Source organism: Microbacterium fluminis (genome assembly GCF_051549805.1).
In the GTDB taxonomy this organism is placed as follows: Bacteria; Actinomycetota; Actinomycetes; order Actinomycetales; family Microbacteriaceae; genus Microbacterium.
Window position 1 is genome coordinate 2,364,184 of the sequence record NZ_CP196042.1, and the last position, 15,018, is coordinate 2,379,201.

The 15,018-nt window shown below is 71.9% G+C and carries 13 protein-coding genes; 5 read left to right on the forward strand and 8 right to left on the reverse strand.

The annotated features are described in order from the left end of the window. Positions 1–13: 13 nt before the first annotated feature. From ACSJDX_RS11440 to pepN, 8 genes are all read right to left on the reverse strand, one after another. Positions 14–1,684, reverse strand: a complete 1,671-nt coding sequence (locus tag ACSJDX_RS11440) for an FAD-binding dehydrogenase (protein WP_438352798.1) — start codon at positions 1,682–1,684, stop codon at positions 14–16. After that, positions 1,684–2,097 (reverse strand): globin, encoded by a 414-nt coding sequence (locus ACSJDX_RS11445; RefSeq protein ID WP_438352799.1) that lies wholly within the window; start codon positions 2,095–2,097, stop codon positions 1,684–1,686. Before ACSJDX_RS11445 ends, ACSJDX_RS11440 begins: the two co-directional genes overlap by 1 nt. Continuing rightward, positions 2,094–3,278 (reverse strand): mechanosensitive ion channel family protein, encoded by a 1,185-nt coding sequence (locus ACSJDX_RS11450; RefSeq protein ID WP_438352800.1) that lies wholly within the window; start codon positions 3,276–3,278, stop codon positions 2,094–2,096. The genes ACSJDX_RS11445 and ACSJDX_RS11450 overlap by 4 nt, the downstream gene beginning before the upstream one ends. A 57-nt stretch (positions 3,279–3,335) precedes the next feature. Continuing rightward, positions 3,336–3,995: a response regulator gene (locus tag ACSJDX_RS11455; RefSeq protein WP_438352801.1), complete on the reverse strand. Its 660-nt coding sequence runs from the start codon at positions 3,993–3,995 to the stop codon at positions 3,336–3,338. Continuing rightward, complete coding sequence (locus tag ACSJDX_RS11460; protein ID WP_438352802.1) at positions 3,992–5,200, reverse strand: sensor histidine kinase; 1,209 nt, start codon at positions 5,198–5,200, stop codon at positions 3,992–3,994. The genes ACSJDX_RS11455 and ACSJDX_RS11460 overlap by 4 nt, the downstream gene beginning before the upstream one ends. Before the next feature lie 232 nt (positions 5,201–5,432). Then, the gene (locus ACSJDX_RS11465) at positions 5,433–6,239 is read right to left on the reverse strand and encodes an ABC transporter permease subunit (protein WP_438352803.1); all 807 of its coding nucleotides are present in this window, start codon (positions 6,237–6,239) and stop codon (positions 5,433–5,435) included. After that, positions 6,236–7,147, reverse strand: coding sequence for an ABC transporter ATP-binding protein (locus tag ACSJDX_RS11470; RefSeq protein WP_438352804.1), 912 nt, complete (start codon positions 7,145–7,147; stop codon positions 6,236–6,238). The genes ACSJDX_RS11465 and ACSJDX_RS11470 overlap by 4 nt, the downstream gene beginning before the upstream one ends. Before the next feature lie 142 nt (positions 7,148–7,289). Then, positions 7,290–9,836, reverse strand: a complete 2,547-nt coding sequence (gene pepN, locus ACSJDX_RS11475; RefSeq protein ID WP_438352805.1) for an aminopeptidase N — start codon at positions 9,834–9,836, stop codon at positions 7,290–7,292. 134 nt (positions 9,837–9,970) lie between these two features. On the opposite strand from pepN, the gene ACSJDX_RS11480 reads away from it, so the two are divergent. From ACSJDX_RS11480 to ACSJDX_RS11500, 5 genes are read left to right on the forward strand one after another with little or no spacing between them, the layout of a single operon-like run. Next, entirely contained in the window at positions 9,971–11,197 is a 1,227-nt protein-coding gene (locus tag ACSJDX_RS11480) for a ferrochelatase (protein WP_438352806.1), read from the forward strand. A gap of 38 nt (positions 11,198–11,235) precedes the next feature. Further along, on the forward strand, positions 11,236–11,769 hold the full coding sequence (locus ACSJDX_RS11485) for a ribose-5-phosphate isomerase (RefSeq protein WP_438352807.1): 534 nt from the start codon (positions 11,236–11,238) through the stop codon (positions 11,767–11,769). Continuing rightward, complete coding sequence (locus tag ACSJDX_RS11490) at positions 11,769–12,770, forward strand: Fpg/Nei family DNA glycosylase (protein WP_438352808.1); 1,002 nt, start codon at positions 11,769–11,771, stop codon at positions 12,768–12,770. The genes ACSJDX_RS11485 and ACSJDX_RS11490 overlap by 1 nt, the downstream gene beginning before the upstream one ends. Positions 12,771–12,786: 16 nt before the next feature. Further along, positions 12,787–13,425 (forward strand): FMN-binding negative transcriptional regulator, encoded by a 639-nt coding sequence (locus tag ACSJDX_RS11495; RefSeq protein WP_438352809.1) that lies wholly within the window; start codon positions 12,787–12,789, stop codon positions 13,423–13,425. After that, positions 13,422–14,930, forward strand: a complete 1,509-nt coding sequence (locus ACSJDX_RS11500; RefSeq protein ID WP_438352810.1) for an amidohydrolase — start codon at positions 13,422–13,424, stop codon at positions 14,928–14,930. The genes ACSJDX_RS11495 and ACSJDX_RS11500 overlap by 4 nt, the downstream gene beginning before the upstream one ends. Positions 14,931–15,018 lie beyond the last annotated feature (88 nt).

Consider the following 15,018-nt stretch of genomic DNA (forward strand, 5'->3'; position numbering starts at 1 on the left):
CCCGCGAGGACCATCAGACCGCGGCGGCGGCCGCGCGCCCGGCGATACGGCCGGAGAAGAGGCATCCGCCCAGGAACGTGCCCTCCAGCGCGCGGTATCCGTGGACTCCGCCCCCGCCGAAGCCGCTGGCCTCACCCGCGGCGAACAGACCGGGAACCGGCGCGCCGTCGTCGCCCAGGGCACGGGCGTCGAGGTCGGTCTCGACGCCGCCGAGGGACTTGCGGGTCACCACGCGCAGCCGCACCGCGATGAGGGGTCCCGCGTCCGGATCGAGGATGCGATGAGGCGTCGCCGTCCGGATGAGGCGGTCGCCGCGGAACGCGCGGGCCGAGCGCAGCATCGCGATCTGGGCGTCCTTCGTGAAGTCGTTGTCGATCTCCCGGTCGCGCGCCTCGAGCTCATGACGCACGCGTTCGGGGTCGAGGTGCTCTCCACCGGGCAGTACCCGCATCCCGGCGAGGAGGGCGTCGAGCGTGTCGCGCACGACGAAGTCCTCCCCGTGGTCGAGGAACGCCTGCACCGGGCCTGCAGCACCCTTGCCGAGCCGGGAGCGCAGCAGCAACTTCACGTCCTTGCCGGTCAGATCGGGGTTCTGCTCGCTGCCGGAGAGGGTGAACTCCTTCTCGACGATGCGCTGCGAGAGCACGAACCACGAGTGGTCGTGGCCCGTCGCGCGCAGGTGTGCGAGCGTGCCGAGCGTGTCGAACCCGGGGAACAGGGGCGCCGGGAGGCGGCGGCCGGTGGCATCGAGCCAGACCGATGAGGGGCCGGGGAGGATCCGGATGCCGTGACCCGGCCAGATCGGATCGTGGTTGCCGATCCCCTCGACGTAGTGCCACATGCGATCGCCGTTGATGAGCCGCGCGCCGGCGGCACGGGCGACCGGCTGCATCGAGCCGTCGACGTAGGCGGGCACGCCGGTGAGCATCTCGGTGGGCGGGGAGCCGAGTCGCTGCGGCCACTGGGCGCGCACGAGGTCGTGGTCGCCCCCGATGCCGCCCGAGGTCACGATCGTCGCGCCGGCGGAGATCTCGAAGGTCCCGACGACCTCACGGACCGTCGCGACGCCCCGAGGGGCGTTGGAGGGCGCCAGGATCTCGCCGATCGCCCCGGTGACGGCGGCGCCGGCGCGGGTGAGCGCGGTGACGCGGTGGCGGGGGAGGACCGTGAGGCGGCCGTGCGCCTCGGCGGTGTCGATCTCGGCCTGGAACGGTGCGACGACACCGGGGCCGGTGCCCCACGTGATGTGGAACCGTGGAACGCTGTTGCCCGGGCCGGTCGCGGTGTACCCGCCGCGTTCGGCCCACCCCACGACGGGGAAGAATCCGATGCCCTTCTCCCGCAGCCAGGACCGCTTCTCGCCGGCCGCGAACTGCAGGTACGCCTCGGCCCAGCGTCGTGGCCAGGCATCCTCGTCCCGGTCGAATCCGGCGGTGCCGAACCAGTCCTGGCGCGCGAGTTCGAGCGAGTCGCGCACGCCGAGGCGACGCTGCTCGGGGGAGTCGACGAGGAAGAGTCCGCCGAAGGACCACCACGCCTGACCGCCCAGATTGCTGCGCGGCTCCTGGTCGACGATGATCACGCGCTTTCCGGCAGCGACCGCCTCGGCGGCGGCGACGAGGCCGGACAGCCCCCAGCCGATCACGAGCACATCGGCTGCGGCGGTCTGCGGGGCTGCGGACATCACGACTCCTTCGGCGTGGGTTCGAACGTGTTCACCATGGCGTGGGCCGCGCGCTGCAGGTAATCCCACAGAGTGGCCTCGTGGAGCGGCGACAACTCGAGCGCGTCGACGGCGGTGCGCATATGCGCGATCCAGCGGTCGCGGGCGTCCGGATTCACATGGAACGGCAGATGCCGCATGCGCAGCCTCGGGTGGCCGCGCTGCTGACTGTAGGTCGTCGGACCGCCCCAGTACTGCTCGAGGAACATCGTCAGGCGCTCCTTCGCGGGGCCGAGATCCTCCTCCGGGTACATCGGCCGGAGAACCTCGTCGGAGGCCACTCCGTCGTAGAACACGTCGACGAGGCGCACGAACGCGGCATGGCCGCCGATCTCGTCGTAGAAACCGGGGGAGGGCAGTCCGGGATCGCTCACGCGTCCTCGTCCTCCGCGGTCTGCGGGCCGTCCCCTGCTCGCCCGGCGTGCGGCGCGCCCTTGTCGGCGGCACGCGCGGGCCCGTCCGCCGACTCCTTTTCGGGCGTCGGGGCGACGTGCGGCTTCTTCTTGGGCTTCCAGACGGCACCCTCGGCGGCCGACGCCGGGATGGGAGTCGGCTTGGTCTTCGGCGGGTTGGCGCCGCGCACCCGCCCGGCGCCCTCCAACCCGGTGAGCATGATCGAGTTGAGCTGCGGCAGCTGGATGCCGAGTTCGTCGATGGCGCGCTTGAGGCGCACGCGCAGCTCGCGCGCGACGTCGTCCTTCGCGCTGGAGCGCGTCTTCATGACGAGGCGGATCACCAGCGCGTCGCCGGTGATGGACTCCAGTCCCCACACCTCGGGAGCCTCGAGCACGCGCGAGCGCCACTTCGGGTCCTCCGCGAGGTCCTTCGCGGCGGTGAGCATCGCGCCCTCCACCTCGGTGATGTCGGCATCGACCGGCACGGCCAGGTCGATGATGACCCGGGACCAGCCCTGCGACATGTTGCCGATGCGGGTGATCTCGCCGTTGCGCACGTACCACAGGGTGCCGTTGACGTCGCGCACGTGCGTGATGCGCACGCTGACGTACTCGACGATGCCGGTGGCCAGACCCAGGTCGACGACGTCGCCGATGCCGACCTGATCCTCCGCCACGATGAAGATGCCGTTGAGGACGTCCTTGACGATGTTCTGCGCGCCGAAGCCCAGTCCGGCGCCGATCGCGGCGGTCAGCAGCGCGAGCGAGCCGAGGACGTTCGGGGCGAGGACGTTGATCGACAGCAGCAGCACGACGAGCACGACCGTGACGTTGACGATGTTCTGCAGGATCGTGCCGAGGGTGCGGGTGCGCTGCACCAGGCGGATCGCCGACAGCGGCGAGCGGTCGAGGGCCTGCGTGTCGTCGACGCGGGCCTTGTTCTTCGCGCCGTTCACGATGCGGCTGACGACACGGCGGATGATCACCCGCATCACCCAGGCGATGAGGAAGCCGAGCGCGACGATGATCGCGACGCCCAGCAGGTTCTGGCCGGCCTCGCCGAAGAACGCGAGCACCTGGCCCCAGAACGTGGGATCGGTGAGGGCGGCCAGGCCGGTGGAGGAGGGCGAGGGGGTCGGGTCGACAGAGGCGGAGAACATCGGATCCATGCTAACGAGGGGCGCCTCGGCGCCGGCTGAACGGCCGGCACGAGGTGATCACGCGGCGGGTCCCGCCAGTCCGTGACGGTGCGCGATGATCACGGCGTGCACCCGGTCGCGCGCACCGATCTTGGCGAGCACCCGGCTGACGTGCGTCTTCACGGTGGACTCGCTGAGGAACAGCTCCCCGGCGATCTCGGCATTCGTGCCGCCACCCGCGATCGCCGCGAACACCTCGCGCTCGCGAGCGGTGAGCTCGTCGTAGCCGGGAGGAGCGGATGCCTCGGCGGGCGACCCCATGAGCTCGATCATGCGCCGGGTCACCCTCGGAGACAGCACCGCATCTCCGCGGTGCACGGCGCGCACCGCGGAGATGAGCTCGGCGCCTTGGGCGTCCTTGAGCAGGAACCCGCCCGCGCCCGCGCGCAGCGCCGCGAAGGCGTAGTCGTCGAGGTCGAACGTGGTCAGGATGAGGATCCGGGCATCGGGCTGCGTGGCCACGATCCGCTCCGTCGCCGCGATGCCGTCCAGCCGTGGCATCCGCACGTCCATCAGCACCACATCGGGTCGCAGCTGCGCCGTGAGCACGACCGCCTCGGCGCCGTCGGAGGCCTCGCCGACCACTTCGATGCCGGGTTCGGCCTCGAGGACGAGGCGGAACCCGAGCCGGATGAGGTGCTGGTCGTCGACGATCAGGACCCGGATGCCGTCGGTCACGGTGCGCTCCCTTCGAGCTGCTGCGTGGGGGCCGGGGCCGACGGCGGCAACGGCAGCTCGGCCTGCACCCGCCAGCCCCCTCCCGGGATCGGTCCGGCCGAGAACGTGCCGCCGACCAGGTCGATGCGCTCCCGCAGCCCACGAAGACCGAAACCGCCGCCGCCGTGCGGTGCCGCCGCGCCTGCTCCGTCGTCGGTGACCTCCACCCGCACCGTCGAGTCGGCGGCGCTCACGCGCACCTGCACGGTCCGTGCATCGGGTGCGTGGCGCATCGCGTTCGTGACGGCCTCCTGCACCACCCGGCCGAGGGCGAAGCGGACGGCGCGGGGCGCGTCCCGGGTGGAACCGGTGATCTCGACGACGACCGGGTAACCCGCCCGCTGCGCGGTGGCGACCACCTCCGCGGGGTCGACCGGCTCCAGCGGGGCGAGCGGCGACGCCGCCTCCGTCGTGTCGCGGAGCACTCCCAGCATCGCGCGCATCTCTTCGAGCGCGCCGCGGGCCGTTTCGGCGGCGGCCAGACTGGCCTGGCGGCTGCGCTCGGTGGACGGCGCGGCGGCGGCCCCCTCCGAGAGCGCGACGACGACGGTGAGGGAATGGGAGACGATGTCGTGCATCTCCCGAGCGATGCGGGTGCGCTCGGCGGCCGCCGCGTGCTCCGCCCGGCGGTCGCGCTCGACGAGGAGCTGCCGCGATCGGTCGATGAGCGCCTCGGTGTAGCGATGGCGGTTCCCGACGTTGATCCCCAACAGCGTGCCGATCAGGAGGGCGAGGATCCCGAAGACGAAGGAGCTGATGTGCAGGCCGGTCGCGGCCGGCTCGAGCAGGATCGCCCGGATCCCGTACAGCGACAGGAGGCCGGCCGCGACGGCGAAGGCGATCCAGCATGCGCGCACGCCGCGGTACACGGCGATCGCGTAGAGCGCGAAGGCGGGGAGCACCTCCAGCGCGGAGGACAGGCTCGGCGGCAGCAGCACGATCGGCACGGTGGCCACCATGAATGCCGTGAGCGGTCGGCGACGCCGCCAGACGAGCATGATGCCGCCGGCCAGGACGGCGGCGACCGCCAACCACACCTGCGCGGTCGAGGGCGGATCCGGGTAGGGCGATCGCACCGTGGCGGCGGGGAGCGACAGCACGGTCGCCCAGAAGGCGATCAGGATGTCGGCGGCACGGGGGTGTCGTGCCCAGAATCGCCGGAACATCCCCGGTGGGCGGGGGAGCAGCAGGTCGGGGGGGGGGGGGGGGGGGGGGGGGGGGGGGGGGGGCGGGGGGGGGGGGGGGGGGGGGGCGGGGGGGGGCGGGGGGGGGGGGGGGGGGGGCGGCCCCCCACCGCCCGCAACCCCCCGGGGGGGGGGGGGGCCCGCGGGGGGGGGGGGGGGGGGGGGGGGCCCCCCCCCCACGACCTTGCGGGCCGGGTGCGGCATCCGCTCGACTCTACGCGTCGCGGGAGCGGAGCACCGTCCAGCCCAGCAGCAGCGGCACGAACACCCACCCGAGGAGCGTCAGCAGATGCGGCAGCAGATCGTCGTTCCCGGGGGAGGAGACGGCGGCGGCAGCGTTCGACGGGAGGTACTGGGTGAGGTCCACGACCCAGCGCCAGGCCTCCCCGCCGAGCGAGAACAGCGTCAGCACGATCGGCAGCACGAACAGCACGCCGACGGTGATCGCGATCGCTCCGGCTCCGTTGCGGACGATGAAGCCGAAGCCGAGCCCGAGGAGGGTGAAGCAGACCATCGCCAGCACCCCGAGAGCCAGCGGCACGATCGACGCGCGCGCGTCCGACCAGTCGATGCCCTCGGTGAGGATCGGCGCGGTGCCGACGATCGCGATCGCATAGACGATGGCGGTGGTCAGCGCCATGAGCAGCGACACGACGACGGCTTTCGCCGCCAGCACCGCCCCGCGGCGCGGCTGCGCGGTCAGCGTCGATCGGATCATGCCCGTGGAGTACTCGCCGGTGACGACGATCGCTCCGAGGATGCCGGCGACGAGCATCGTGAACTGCGTGGGCGAGAGGATCGCGCTCACAGCGGGGTACCCGGCGCCGAGCTCGCGCGACGCGCTGGCGATGAGCATCGAGATGCCGATGGACAGCACCGCGGCGATCCCCAGCGACCACCAGGTGGAGCGCAGGCTCGTCACCTTGATCCACTCGCTGCGGAGCAGTCGCGGGAACGTGACGCGCGGCCGGGGGTGCTGCGGCACGCGGGTGGACTCGGGGGCGGGAGCGAGGGCGGTCATGCGATCTCCTTGGTCTTGTACTCGACGACGTCGCCGGTGAGGGCGAGATACGCCTCCTCGAGGGAGCCGGAGCGGGGAGTGAGCTCGTGGATCGGGATGCCGTGGGCGGCCGCGAGATCGCCGACCTGGGCGGCCGATACGCCCGCGATTTCGGCGACGCCGGGCTGGACGGCCGTGACGGTGACGTCGGGCGACGCCAGCGCCGACACGAGTTCACTCAGCCGGGGGGACCGCACGACGAGCGCCGACCGGGTCCACGCCTGCACGAGGTCGGCCAGGGGCGCGTCGGCGAGCACCTTGCCCTGGCCGAGCACGATCACGTGGTCCGCCGTTAGCGACATCTCGCTCATGAGGTGGCTCGACAGCAGCACGGAGCGCCCCTCGGCGGCCAGATGGCGCACGAACTGACGCACCCACCGCACTCCTTCGGGGTCGAGCCCGTTGACCGGCTCATCGAGGATGAGCGTGTGCGGGTCGCCGAGCAGGGCCGCCGCGATCCCGAGCCGCTGGCCCATGCCGAGCGAGAACTTCCCGGCGCGCTTGCCGGCGACCGACTGGATGCCGGTCAGCTCGATCACCTCGTCGACGCGGGCACGCGGAAGTCCGTGGGTGGCGGCCATCGCCCTCAGGTGATCGCGGGCGGATCGGCCGGTGTGCACCGCCTTGGCGTCGAGCAGCACGCCCACCTCGGTGAGCGGGGACGGCAGGCGACGATAGGCGACACCGCTCACGGTGACGTCGCCCGAGGTGGGCCGGTCCAGGCCGACGATCATGCGCATCGTGGTGGACTTACCGGCACCGTTGGGCCCGAGGAACCCGGTGACCTTCCCGGGACGCACGGTGAAGGTGACGTTGTCGACGGCGGTCTTGTCCCCGAAGCGCTTGGTGAGTTGCTGTGCGACGATCATGCATCCAGCGTAGGAATCGCGCTGCCGTCGCCGCGTCCGCCGTGAGGCGGATTCCTCGGCCGACGCGATGGTACCCCGGTGCCACGACGACGGATGCCTCCACCCCGGGGTGGAGGCATCCGTCAGCGTTTCTGCGCGCGGACTACTGCGCGTCGCGCTCCTGCACGGCGAGGGCGCGCTCGACACCGGCGAGGTTCTCCTGCACGAGCCGGCGCAGTGCGGCCGGCGCATCGGCGTGTCCGGCGAGCCACGCGCGGGTCGCGTCGCGCAGTGCGGTGTTGGCGAGGGCGGCCGGATAGAGCCCCACGATCAGGTACTGCGCGATCTGGTAGCTGCGGGCTTCCCAGATCGGCAGGAGCATCTCGAAGTACGGCGCCACGAACTCCGCGAGGAGGGCGACGCCCGCGGGGTGGGTGAACCCGAGCGCCGAGGAGCGGACGATGGTGTTGGGGAGATCGTCGTTCTCCACGAGCGAGTCCCACGCCGCGCGCTTGGCCTCGAGCGTCGGCAGGGCGGCCTTGGCCTGCGCGGCGAACTCGCCGCCCTTCGCGGTGTTGTCGGCGGAGAGGGCCTCGTCGATCTCGGCGGCCGAGACCACGCCGCCCGCAGCGAGCGAGCCGAGCAGCTGCCACGACAGGTCGGTGTCGATCTCGAGGCCGTCGAGCACGAGCTCGCCGTCGCGGAGTCCTCGAACGGTCTGCCACTGATCGGCGGTCGCCGCGGCGCTCGCGAACGCGGTCACGAACTGCAGCTGGCTATCGCTGCCCGCCTCGGCCGCCTGCGCGAGCGCCCACAGGCCGTCGGCGACACGGCGACGCGTCTCGTCGCGCTTGTCCGGAGCGACGTAGGAGTTCGCGGCGAGCTGCAGCTGTGCGAGCGTCGTGCGCACGGTCGTGGACTCGGTCTCGGCGCCGATGTTGCGCAGGACGAGGTCGACGTAGTTGGTGGCGGACGCCTCGGCGTCGCGCGTCTGGTCCCATGCGGCGCCCCAGACGAGCGAGCGCGCGAGCGGGTCGCTGATGTCGGCGAGGTGCGCGATCGCCGTCTTGAGGCTGCGCTCGTCGAGGCGGATCTTCGCATAGGCGAGGTCGCCGTCGTTGAGCAGCACGAGGTCGGGGCGGCGGAGGCCCTTGAGCTCGGGCACGTCGGTGCGGTCGCCGTCGACGTCGAGCTCCAGGTGGTGCACGCGCACCAGCGCGCCGTCCTGCAGGCTGTAGAAGCCGATCCCGAGGCGGTGCGGCCGGATGGTCGGGTAGTCGGCGGGAGCCGTCTGCACGATCGCGAACCGCGAGATGGTCCCGTCCGGGCCGTCTTCGATCAGCGGAGTGAGGGTGTTGACGCCGGCCGTCTCCAGCCACTTCTTCGACCAGCCCGTCAGCTCGCGGCCGCTGGTGCGCTCGAGCTCGCCGAGGAGGTCGGACAGCTCGGTGTTCGACCACTCGTTCTTTTGGAAGTACGCCCCGACGCCGGCGAAGAACTCGTCGATGCCGACCCATGCGGCCAGCTGCTTGAGCACCGAGCCGCCCTTGGCGTACGTGATGCCGTCGAAGTTGACCTGCACGTCCTCGAGGTCGTTGATGGTGGCGACCACCGGGTGCGTCGAAGGCAGCTGGTCCTGACGGTACGCCCAGGTCTTCTCCATGGCGTTGAAGGTCGTCCAGGCCTGGGTCCACTCGGTGGCCTCGGCCGTGGCGATCGTCGATGCCCACTCGGCGAACGACTCGTTCAGCCAGAGTCCGTCCCACCACTTCATGGTGACCAGGTCGCCGAACCACATGTGGGCGAGCTCGTGCAGGATCGTGACGACGCGTCGTTCCTTGACGGCATCCGTCACCTTGGAGCGGAACACGTACGCCTCGGTGAACGTCACCGCTCCGGCGTTCTCCATCGCCCCGGCGTTGAACTCCGGGACGAACAGCTGGTCGTACTTCGCGAACGGGTACGGGTAGTCGAACTTCTCCTCGTAGTAGGCGAAGCCCTCGCGCGTCTTGTCGAAGACGTAGTCGGCGTCGAGATGCTGCCAGAGGCTCTTGCGCGCGTAGACGCCGAGCGGGATCACGCGACCGGACGCGCTCGTCAGCTCGGAGAAGGTCGACTCGTAGGGCCCGGCGATGAGCGCGGTGATGTACGACGAGATGCGCGGCGTGGGATCGAAGCGCCACGTGGCGGAGCCGTCGCCGACAGCCTCCGGTTCCGGCGTGGGGGAGTTCGAGACGACCTTCCACTGCGCCGGCGCGGTCACGGTGAACGTGAACGCGGCCTTGAGGTCGGGCTGCTCGAATACCGTGAACATGCGGCGGGAGTCGGGCACCTCGAACTGCGAGTAGAGGTACACCTCGCCGTCGACCGGGTCGACGAAGCGGTGCAGGCCCTCGCCGGTGTTGGTGTAGAGGCAGTCCGCGTCGACGATCAGCTCGTTGTCGGCCGCAAGGCCGTCGAGGGCGATGCGCGAGTCGGCGAACGCTGTGGCCGGATCGATCTCCCGCCCGTTGAGGGTGATCGAGCGCACTTCGCGCGCGATGAGGTCGATGAAGGTGGCGGCGCCGTCCGTGGCCGAGAAGCGCACGGTGGTGCGGGAGCCGAAGACCTCGGCGCCCTTCGTCAGGTCGAGCACCACGTCGTAGGCGTGGGTGTCGACGATCGCGCGGCGCTCCTGCGCCTCGCTGCGGGTGAGGTTCTCTCCAGGCACTGAAATGCTCCCGTGGGTGAGGGGTCCGGATGCCGCGTGCGGGCGCTGCTGGCGCCGTCGGCAACCGGACCAGCCTATGCCAGCGGTCCGTCGCGGGCGATCCACCGGTCGGCCGCGGGTGTCAGGATGGACGGGTGAGTTCTCCCGAGCAGCACCTGCCGTCCGCCTCCTCCCGGGGCGCCGGTGTCCCGTTCGCCTCCGCCGCGGCCGCCGCCGGCACCGCGTACGTCGAGGAGGCGGTCGCGTACGACGCCGTGCTCCTCGCCGGTTTCGGCGGACCGGAGGGACAGGACGACGTGATCCCCTTCCTGCGCAATGTGACGCGCGGGCGCGGCATCCCCGACGAGCGTCTGGAGGAGGTCGCACACCACTACCGGCACTTCGGCGGGGTCAGTCCGATCAACGCGCAGAACCGGGCGCTCAAGGCCGCCCTCGAAGCGGAGATCTCGCGCCGCGGACTGGACCTGCCCGTCTACTGGGGCAACCGCAATTGGGCCCCGTACCTCGAAGAGGCGGTGACGGATGCCGCGGCCGCCGGCGACACGAAGCTGCTCGCCGTCGCCACCAGCGCCTACAGCTCGTTCTCGAGCTGCCGGCAGTACCGCGAGGACTTCGCCCGCGTGCTCACCGGGACCGACCTGGCCGGCACCGTGACGATCGACAAGGTGCGGCAGTTCTTCGACCACCCGGGCTTCGTGTCGGTGTTCGTGGAAGGCGTGCGCGAGGCCGTCGCGGGGTTCCTCTCCGACGGTGTGCCCGCCGACGCGATCCACGTGCTCTTCTCCACGCACAGCATTCCCACCGCCGACGCCGAGCGCTCCGGGCCGCGCGAGGGCGACCCCGAGCACCGCGACCTCGGCGAGGGCGGCGCGTACGCAGCTCAGCACGAGGCGGTCGCGGCGTATGTGATGGCGGAGGTCGCGGCATCCGTTCCGGGGTCCGAGGGCGTGCCGTGGCAGCTCGTCTACCAGTCGCGCTCGGGCCCGCCGACGCAGCCGTGGCTCGAACCCGACGTGTGCGACGTGATCGAGGCGCTGCCCGAGCAGGGAGCGCAGGCGGTGGCGATCGTGCCGCTCGGGTTCGTGAGCGACCACATGGAGGTGCTGTGGGACCTCGACACCGAGGCGATGGAGGCCGCCGCCGAGGCCGGGCTGAAGGCCGTGCGCACGCCCACGCCGGGCGTCGACCCCGCGTACGTGTCCGGGCTGGTGGATCTGGTGGAGGAGCGCCTGCACGGGACCCCGGCGGCGGATCGCCCCCACGTCACCGACCTCGGCCCCTGGTTCGACGTGTGCCGGCCCGCGTGCTGCGAGAACGTCCGCGCCGGATTCAAGCCCGCCGCCTCCGGCGTCGCACCCTGAGCTCCGCGGCGCCCCGCACCGACTTCTAGGATCGAACCATGCGCATCCACATCGCGACCGATCACGCCGGCCTCGACTTCTCCACGCAGCTCCAGCACCACCTCGCCGAGGCGGGGCACGAGGTCGTCGACCACGGCCCGCTGGAATACGACGCCCTCGACGACTACCCGGCGTTCTGCATCCGGGCCGCGCGGGCCGTCGTGCGCGATCAGGCGGCGGGCATCGAGACGCTCGGCGTCGTATTCGGCGGCTCCGGCAACGGCGAGCAGATCTCTGCGAACAAGGTGGCGGGCGTGCGCGCCGCGCTGGTGTGGAACATCCCGACGGCCGAGCTCGCCCGCGAGCACAACGACGCCAACGTGATCGCCATCGGCGCCCGCCAGCACACCTTCGAGGAGGCGGCCGCCTTCATCGACCGCTTCATCGCCACTCCGTTCTCGAACGAGGAGCGCCACGTGCGCCGCATCGCGCAGATCGCCGCGTACGAGGTCGACGGGTCCCTGCTGCCCGACCCGCGTGCCACGCCGCGCGGCGGAGAGGACGTCGACGCGCTCGACCCCGAGGCGGGCTGATGCCCGAGGGGCACTCCGTCCACCGCATCGCCCGCCAGTTCGACCTCAACATCGTGGGCCGGCGCGTGAGCGCCTCGAGCCCCCAGGGGCGGTTCGTCGAGGGAGCGGCCGCGCTCGACGGGCGCACCGCAGTCGAGGTGCGCGCCGTCGGCAAGCAGATGTTCCTCGCATTCGAGGGCGACGAGTGGCTGCGGGTGCACCTGGGCATGTACGGCGCCTGGGACTTCGCGGGCGAGATCATCGTCGACCCCACGATCGCCGCCGCGAACGGGCGCATGGGTCAGACGAACCAGCGCGGTACGACCGTCGACGAACCGATGATGGATGCCGCGGGCGAGAACTCGCTCACGTCGATCGGCGCCCCTCGCCGCGCCCGCGTCCACGTGCGCATGTCCGAGCAGACCACCGGTCTCGGCGACGACGGCGAGATGCCGTGGCCGCCTCCTGTGGTCGGACAGGTGCGTCTGCGCCTGCTGACGGATGCCACCTGCGCCGATCTGCGCGGGCCCACCGCCTGTCAGCTGCAGACGCCCGACGAGGTCGCCGCCACGATCGCCAAGCTCGGTCCCGACCCGCTGGTCGACGACGTGCAGGAGGGCGAGGAGCGGTTCGTCGCCACCGTGCGCCGCAAGCCCACCGCGATCGGGCTGCTGCTGATGGATCAGACGGTGGTGAGCGGGATCGGCAACGTCTACCGGGCGGAGCTGCTGTTCCGGGCCCGGCAGAATCCGCACACCCCCGGCCGGGAGGTGCGCGAAGAGGTCGTGCGCGACCTGTGGCGCGACTGGGTGCGTCTGCTCGCGATCGGCGTCGAGACCGGCCAGATGATGACGATGGACGATCTCGACCCCGAGGCGTACCGCAAGGCGATGGCGCACCGGGACGACCGCCACTGGGTCTACCACCGCGCCGGCCTGCCGTGCCGGGTGTGCGGCACCGAGATCGTCGTGGAGGAGGCCGCGGGACGCAAGCTCTACTGGTGCCCGTCGTGCCAGGCGTGACCCTAGGCTGATCCGCATGCGTCAGAACCCCTCGTTCGCGATGACCGATGTGGGCGAGCTGCGTCGCCTGATCGAGCGCCACCCCTGGGCCACCCTCGTGAGTTCGACCCCCGACGGCCTGGTCGCCTCGCACTACGCCGTCCTGCTCGATGCGGACCGCGACGACCTCACGATCGTCGGCCACGTCGGCAAGCCCGACGACCTCATCCACGGGCTGGGGGAGCGTGAGCTGCTCGTGGTCTTCCAGGGCCCCCACGGCTACATCTCCCCGAACTGGTACGGCGACGACGTGGCATCCGTCCCCACGTGGAACTTCGTCTCGGCACATCTGACCGGCGTGCCCGAGGTGCTCTCCGCCGAGGAGAACCTCGTCGTGCTCGACCGACTGGTGGCGCATTTCGAAGGACGGATGCCGCAGCCGCGCCTGATGTGGGAACGGCCCAACGATCCCGCCTTCATCGAGCGGCTCGAGCGCGGCACGGTCGGGTTCCGTCTCACGCCCTCGAAGGTCGTCGCCAAGCGCAAGCTCAGCCAGAACAAGTCCGCCGAGGTGGTCGAGACCGTGATCGCCGAGCTCTCGGGCGACGGTCCGTACGCCCACCCGGACCTCGCGGAGGAGATGCGTCGCGCCGCCGACGCGCGGGTGCGCCCGTGAGCGGGCCCGCTATCGGGGAGTCGGTCGACACGATCCGCGGCGCCCGTATCGGCGGCGCCGGGCGCGAGCTGCTGCCGGACGAGGGGATCGCCTACGACGTGTTCCTGCGGGGCGGCCGCGTCGCCGACATCGCGCCGGCCGGTGCCGTGCCCCCTCGAGGGGCGGTGCTCGATGCCGACGGCGCCTGGCTGATCCCGGGGCTGTGGGATCACCACGTGCACATGCTGGCGTGGGCGCTCACGGCGCAGCGGACGCACCTCGACGGCTTGCCCTCGGCCGCCGCGACCGCGCGGGCCATGGCCGAGGCCCCCGTGCTCGCCGACGGGCGGCGCGTGGGGGTGGGCTACCGCGACGCGCTCTGGGCGGACGCGCCTTCGCTCGACGTGCTCGACGCGGCCACCGGAGGCATCCCCACCTATCTCGTCAATGCCGATCTGCACAGCGTCTGGCTCAACTCCGCGGCATTGAGGCGCGAGGGGCTGGGCGCGAGCGACGGCGTGCTCCGCGAACAGGCCGCGTTCGAGATCGGGCGCCGGCTCAACGACCTCGACCCCGCCGCCGCCGACGCGGTCGTCGCCCGGGCCGCGGCCGACGCCGCCGCCCGCGGGGTCGTCGGCATCGTCGACCTCGACATGACGTGGAACGCCGCCACCTGGACGCGCCGGCTCGCCGCCGGGTTCGATACGCTGCGGGTCGAGTTCGGGATCTACCCCGAGCACCTGGAGAGGGCGATCGCGGAGGGGCTGCGCACCGGGGATCCGGTGGGGGAGGAGGCATCCGCCCTCGTCCGCGTCGGGTCCCTGAAGGTGATCACCGACGGATCGCTCGGCACCCGCACGGCGGCGTGCTCGCACGGGTACCCGGACGCCCCGCACGACCATGGTCTGCTGACGGTCGATCCCGCCATGCTGCAGGCGCTCATGACGGATGCCACGGCCGCCGGCCTCTCGTGCGCGATCCACGCGATCGGCGACGCCGCGATCTCCCATGCCCTCGACGCGTTCGCCGCGACCAGCGCCTGGGGCACGATCGAGCACGCGCAGCTGGTCGCCCACGCCGACCTGCCGCGGTTCGCACGGCTCGGCGTGGGAGCCAGTGTGCAGCCCGAGCACGCGATCGACGACCGCGACCTCTCGGACACGGTCTGGGCGGGGCAGACCGCGCTGCCGTACCCGCTGCGCGCCCTCGCCGACTCCGGGGCGAACCTGCTGTTCGGCTCCGACGCCCCCGTCGCCGCGCTCGACCCTTGGGCGACGATGGCCGCAGCGGTGCACCGGTCTAAGGACGACCGCGCGCCGTGGCATCCCGAGCAGCAGATCGATCCGGCGATCGCTCTGGCCGCCTCGAGCCGGGGAGGTTCCACGGAGGGCGCTCGGATCGAACCCGGGGCTCCCGCAGACCTCGCGCTGTGCGCCGTGGACCCGCTGGCCGCGCCTCCCGAGCGGTTGCGCACGATGGCGGTCTCGGCCACGCTGCTGGGCGGACGGCTCACACACCGGGCATGATCCGCCCGCCGGAGCGGGGGACAGCCCCCGCCCGCATCCGGGTGGCGGTCGGATCGTCCGCGACCGCGCCGACGACGACGCTGGGAGC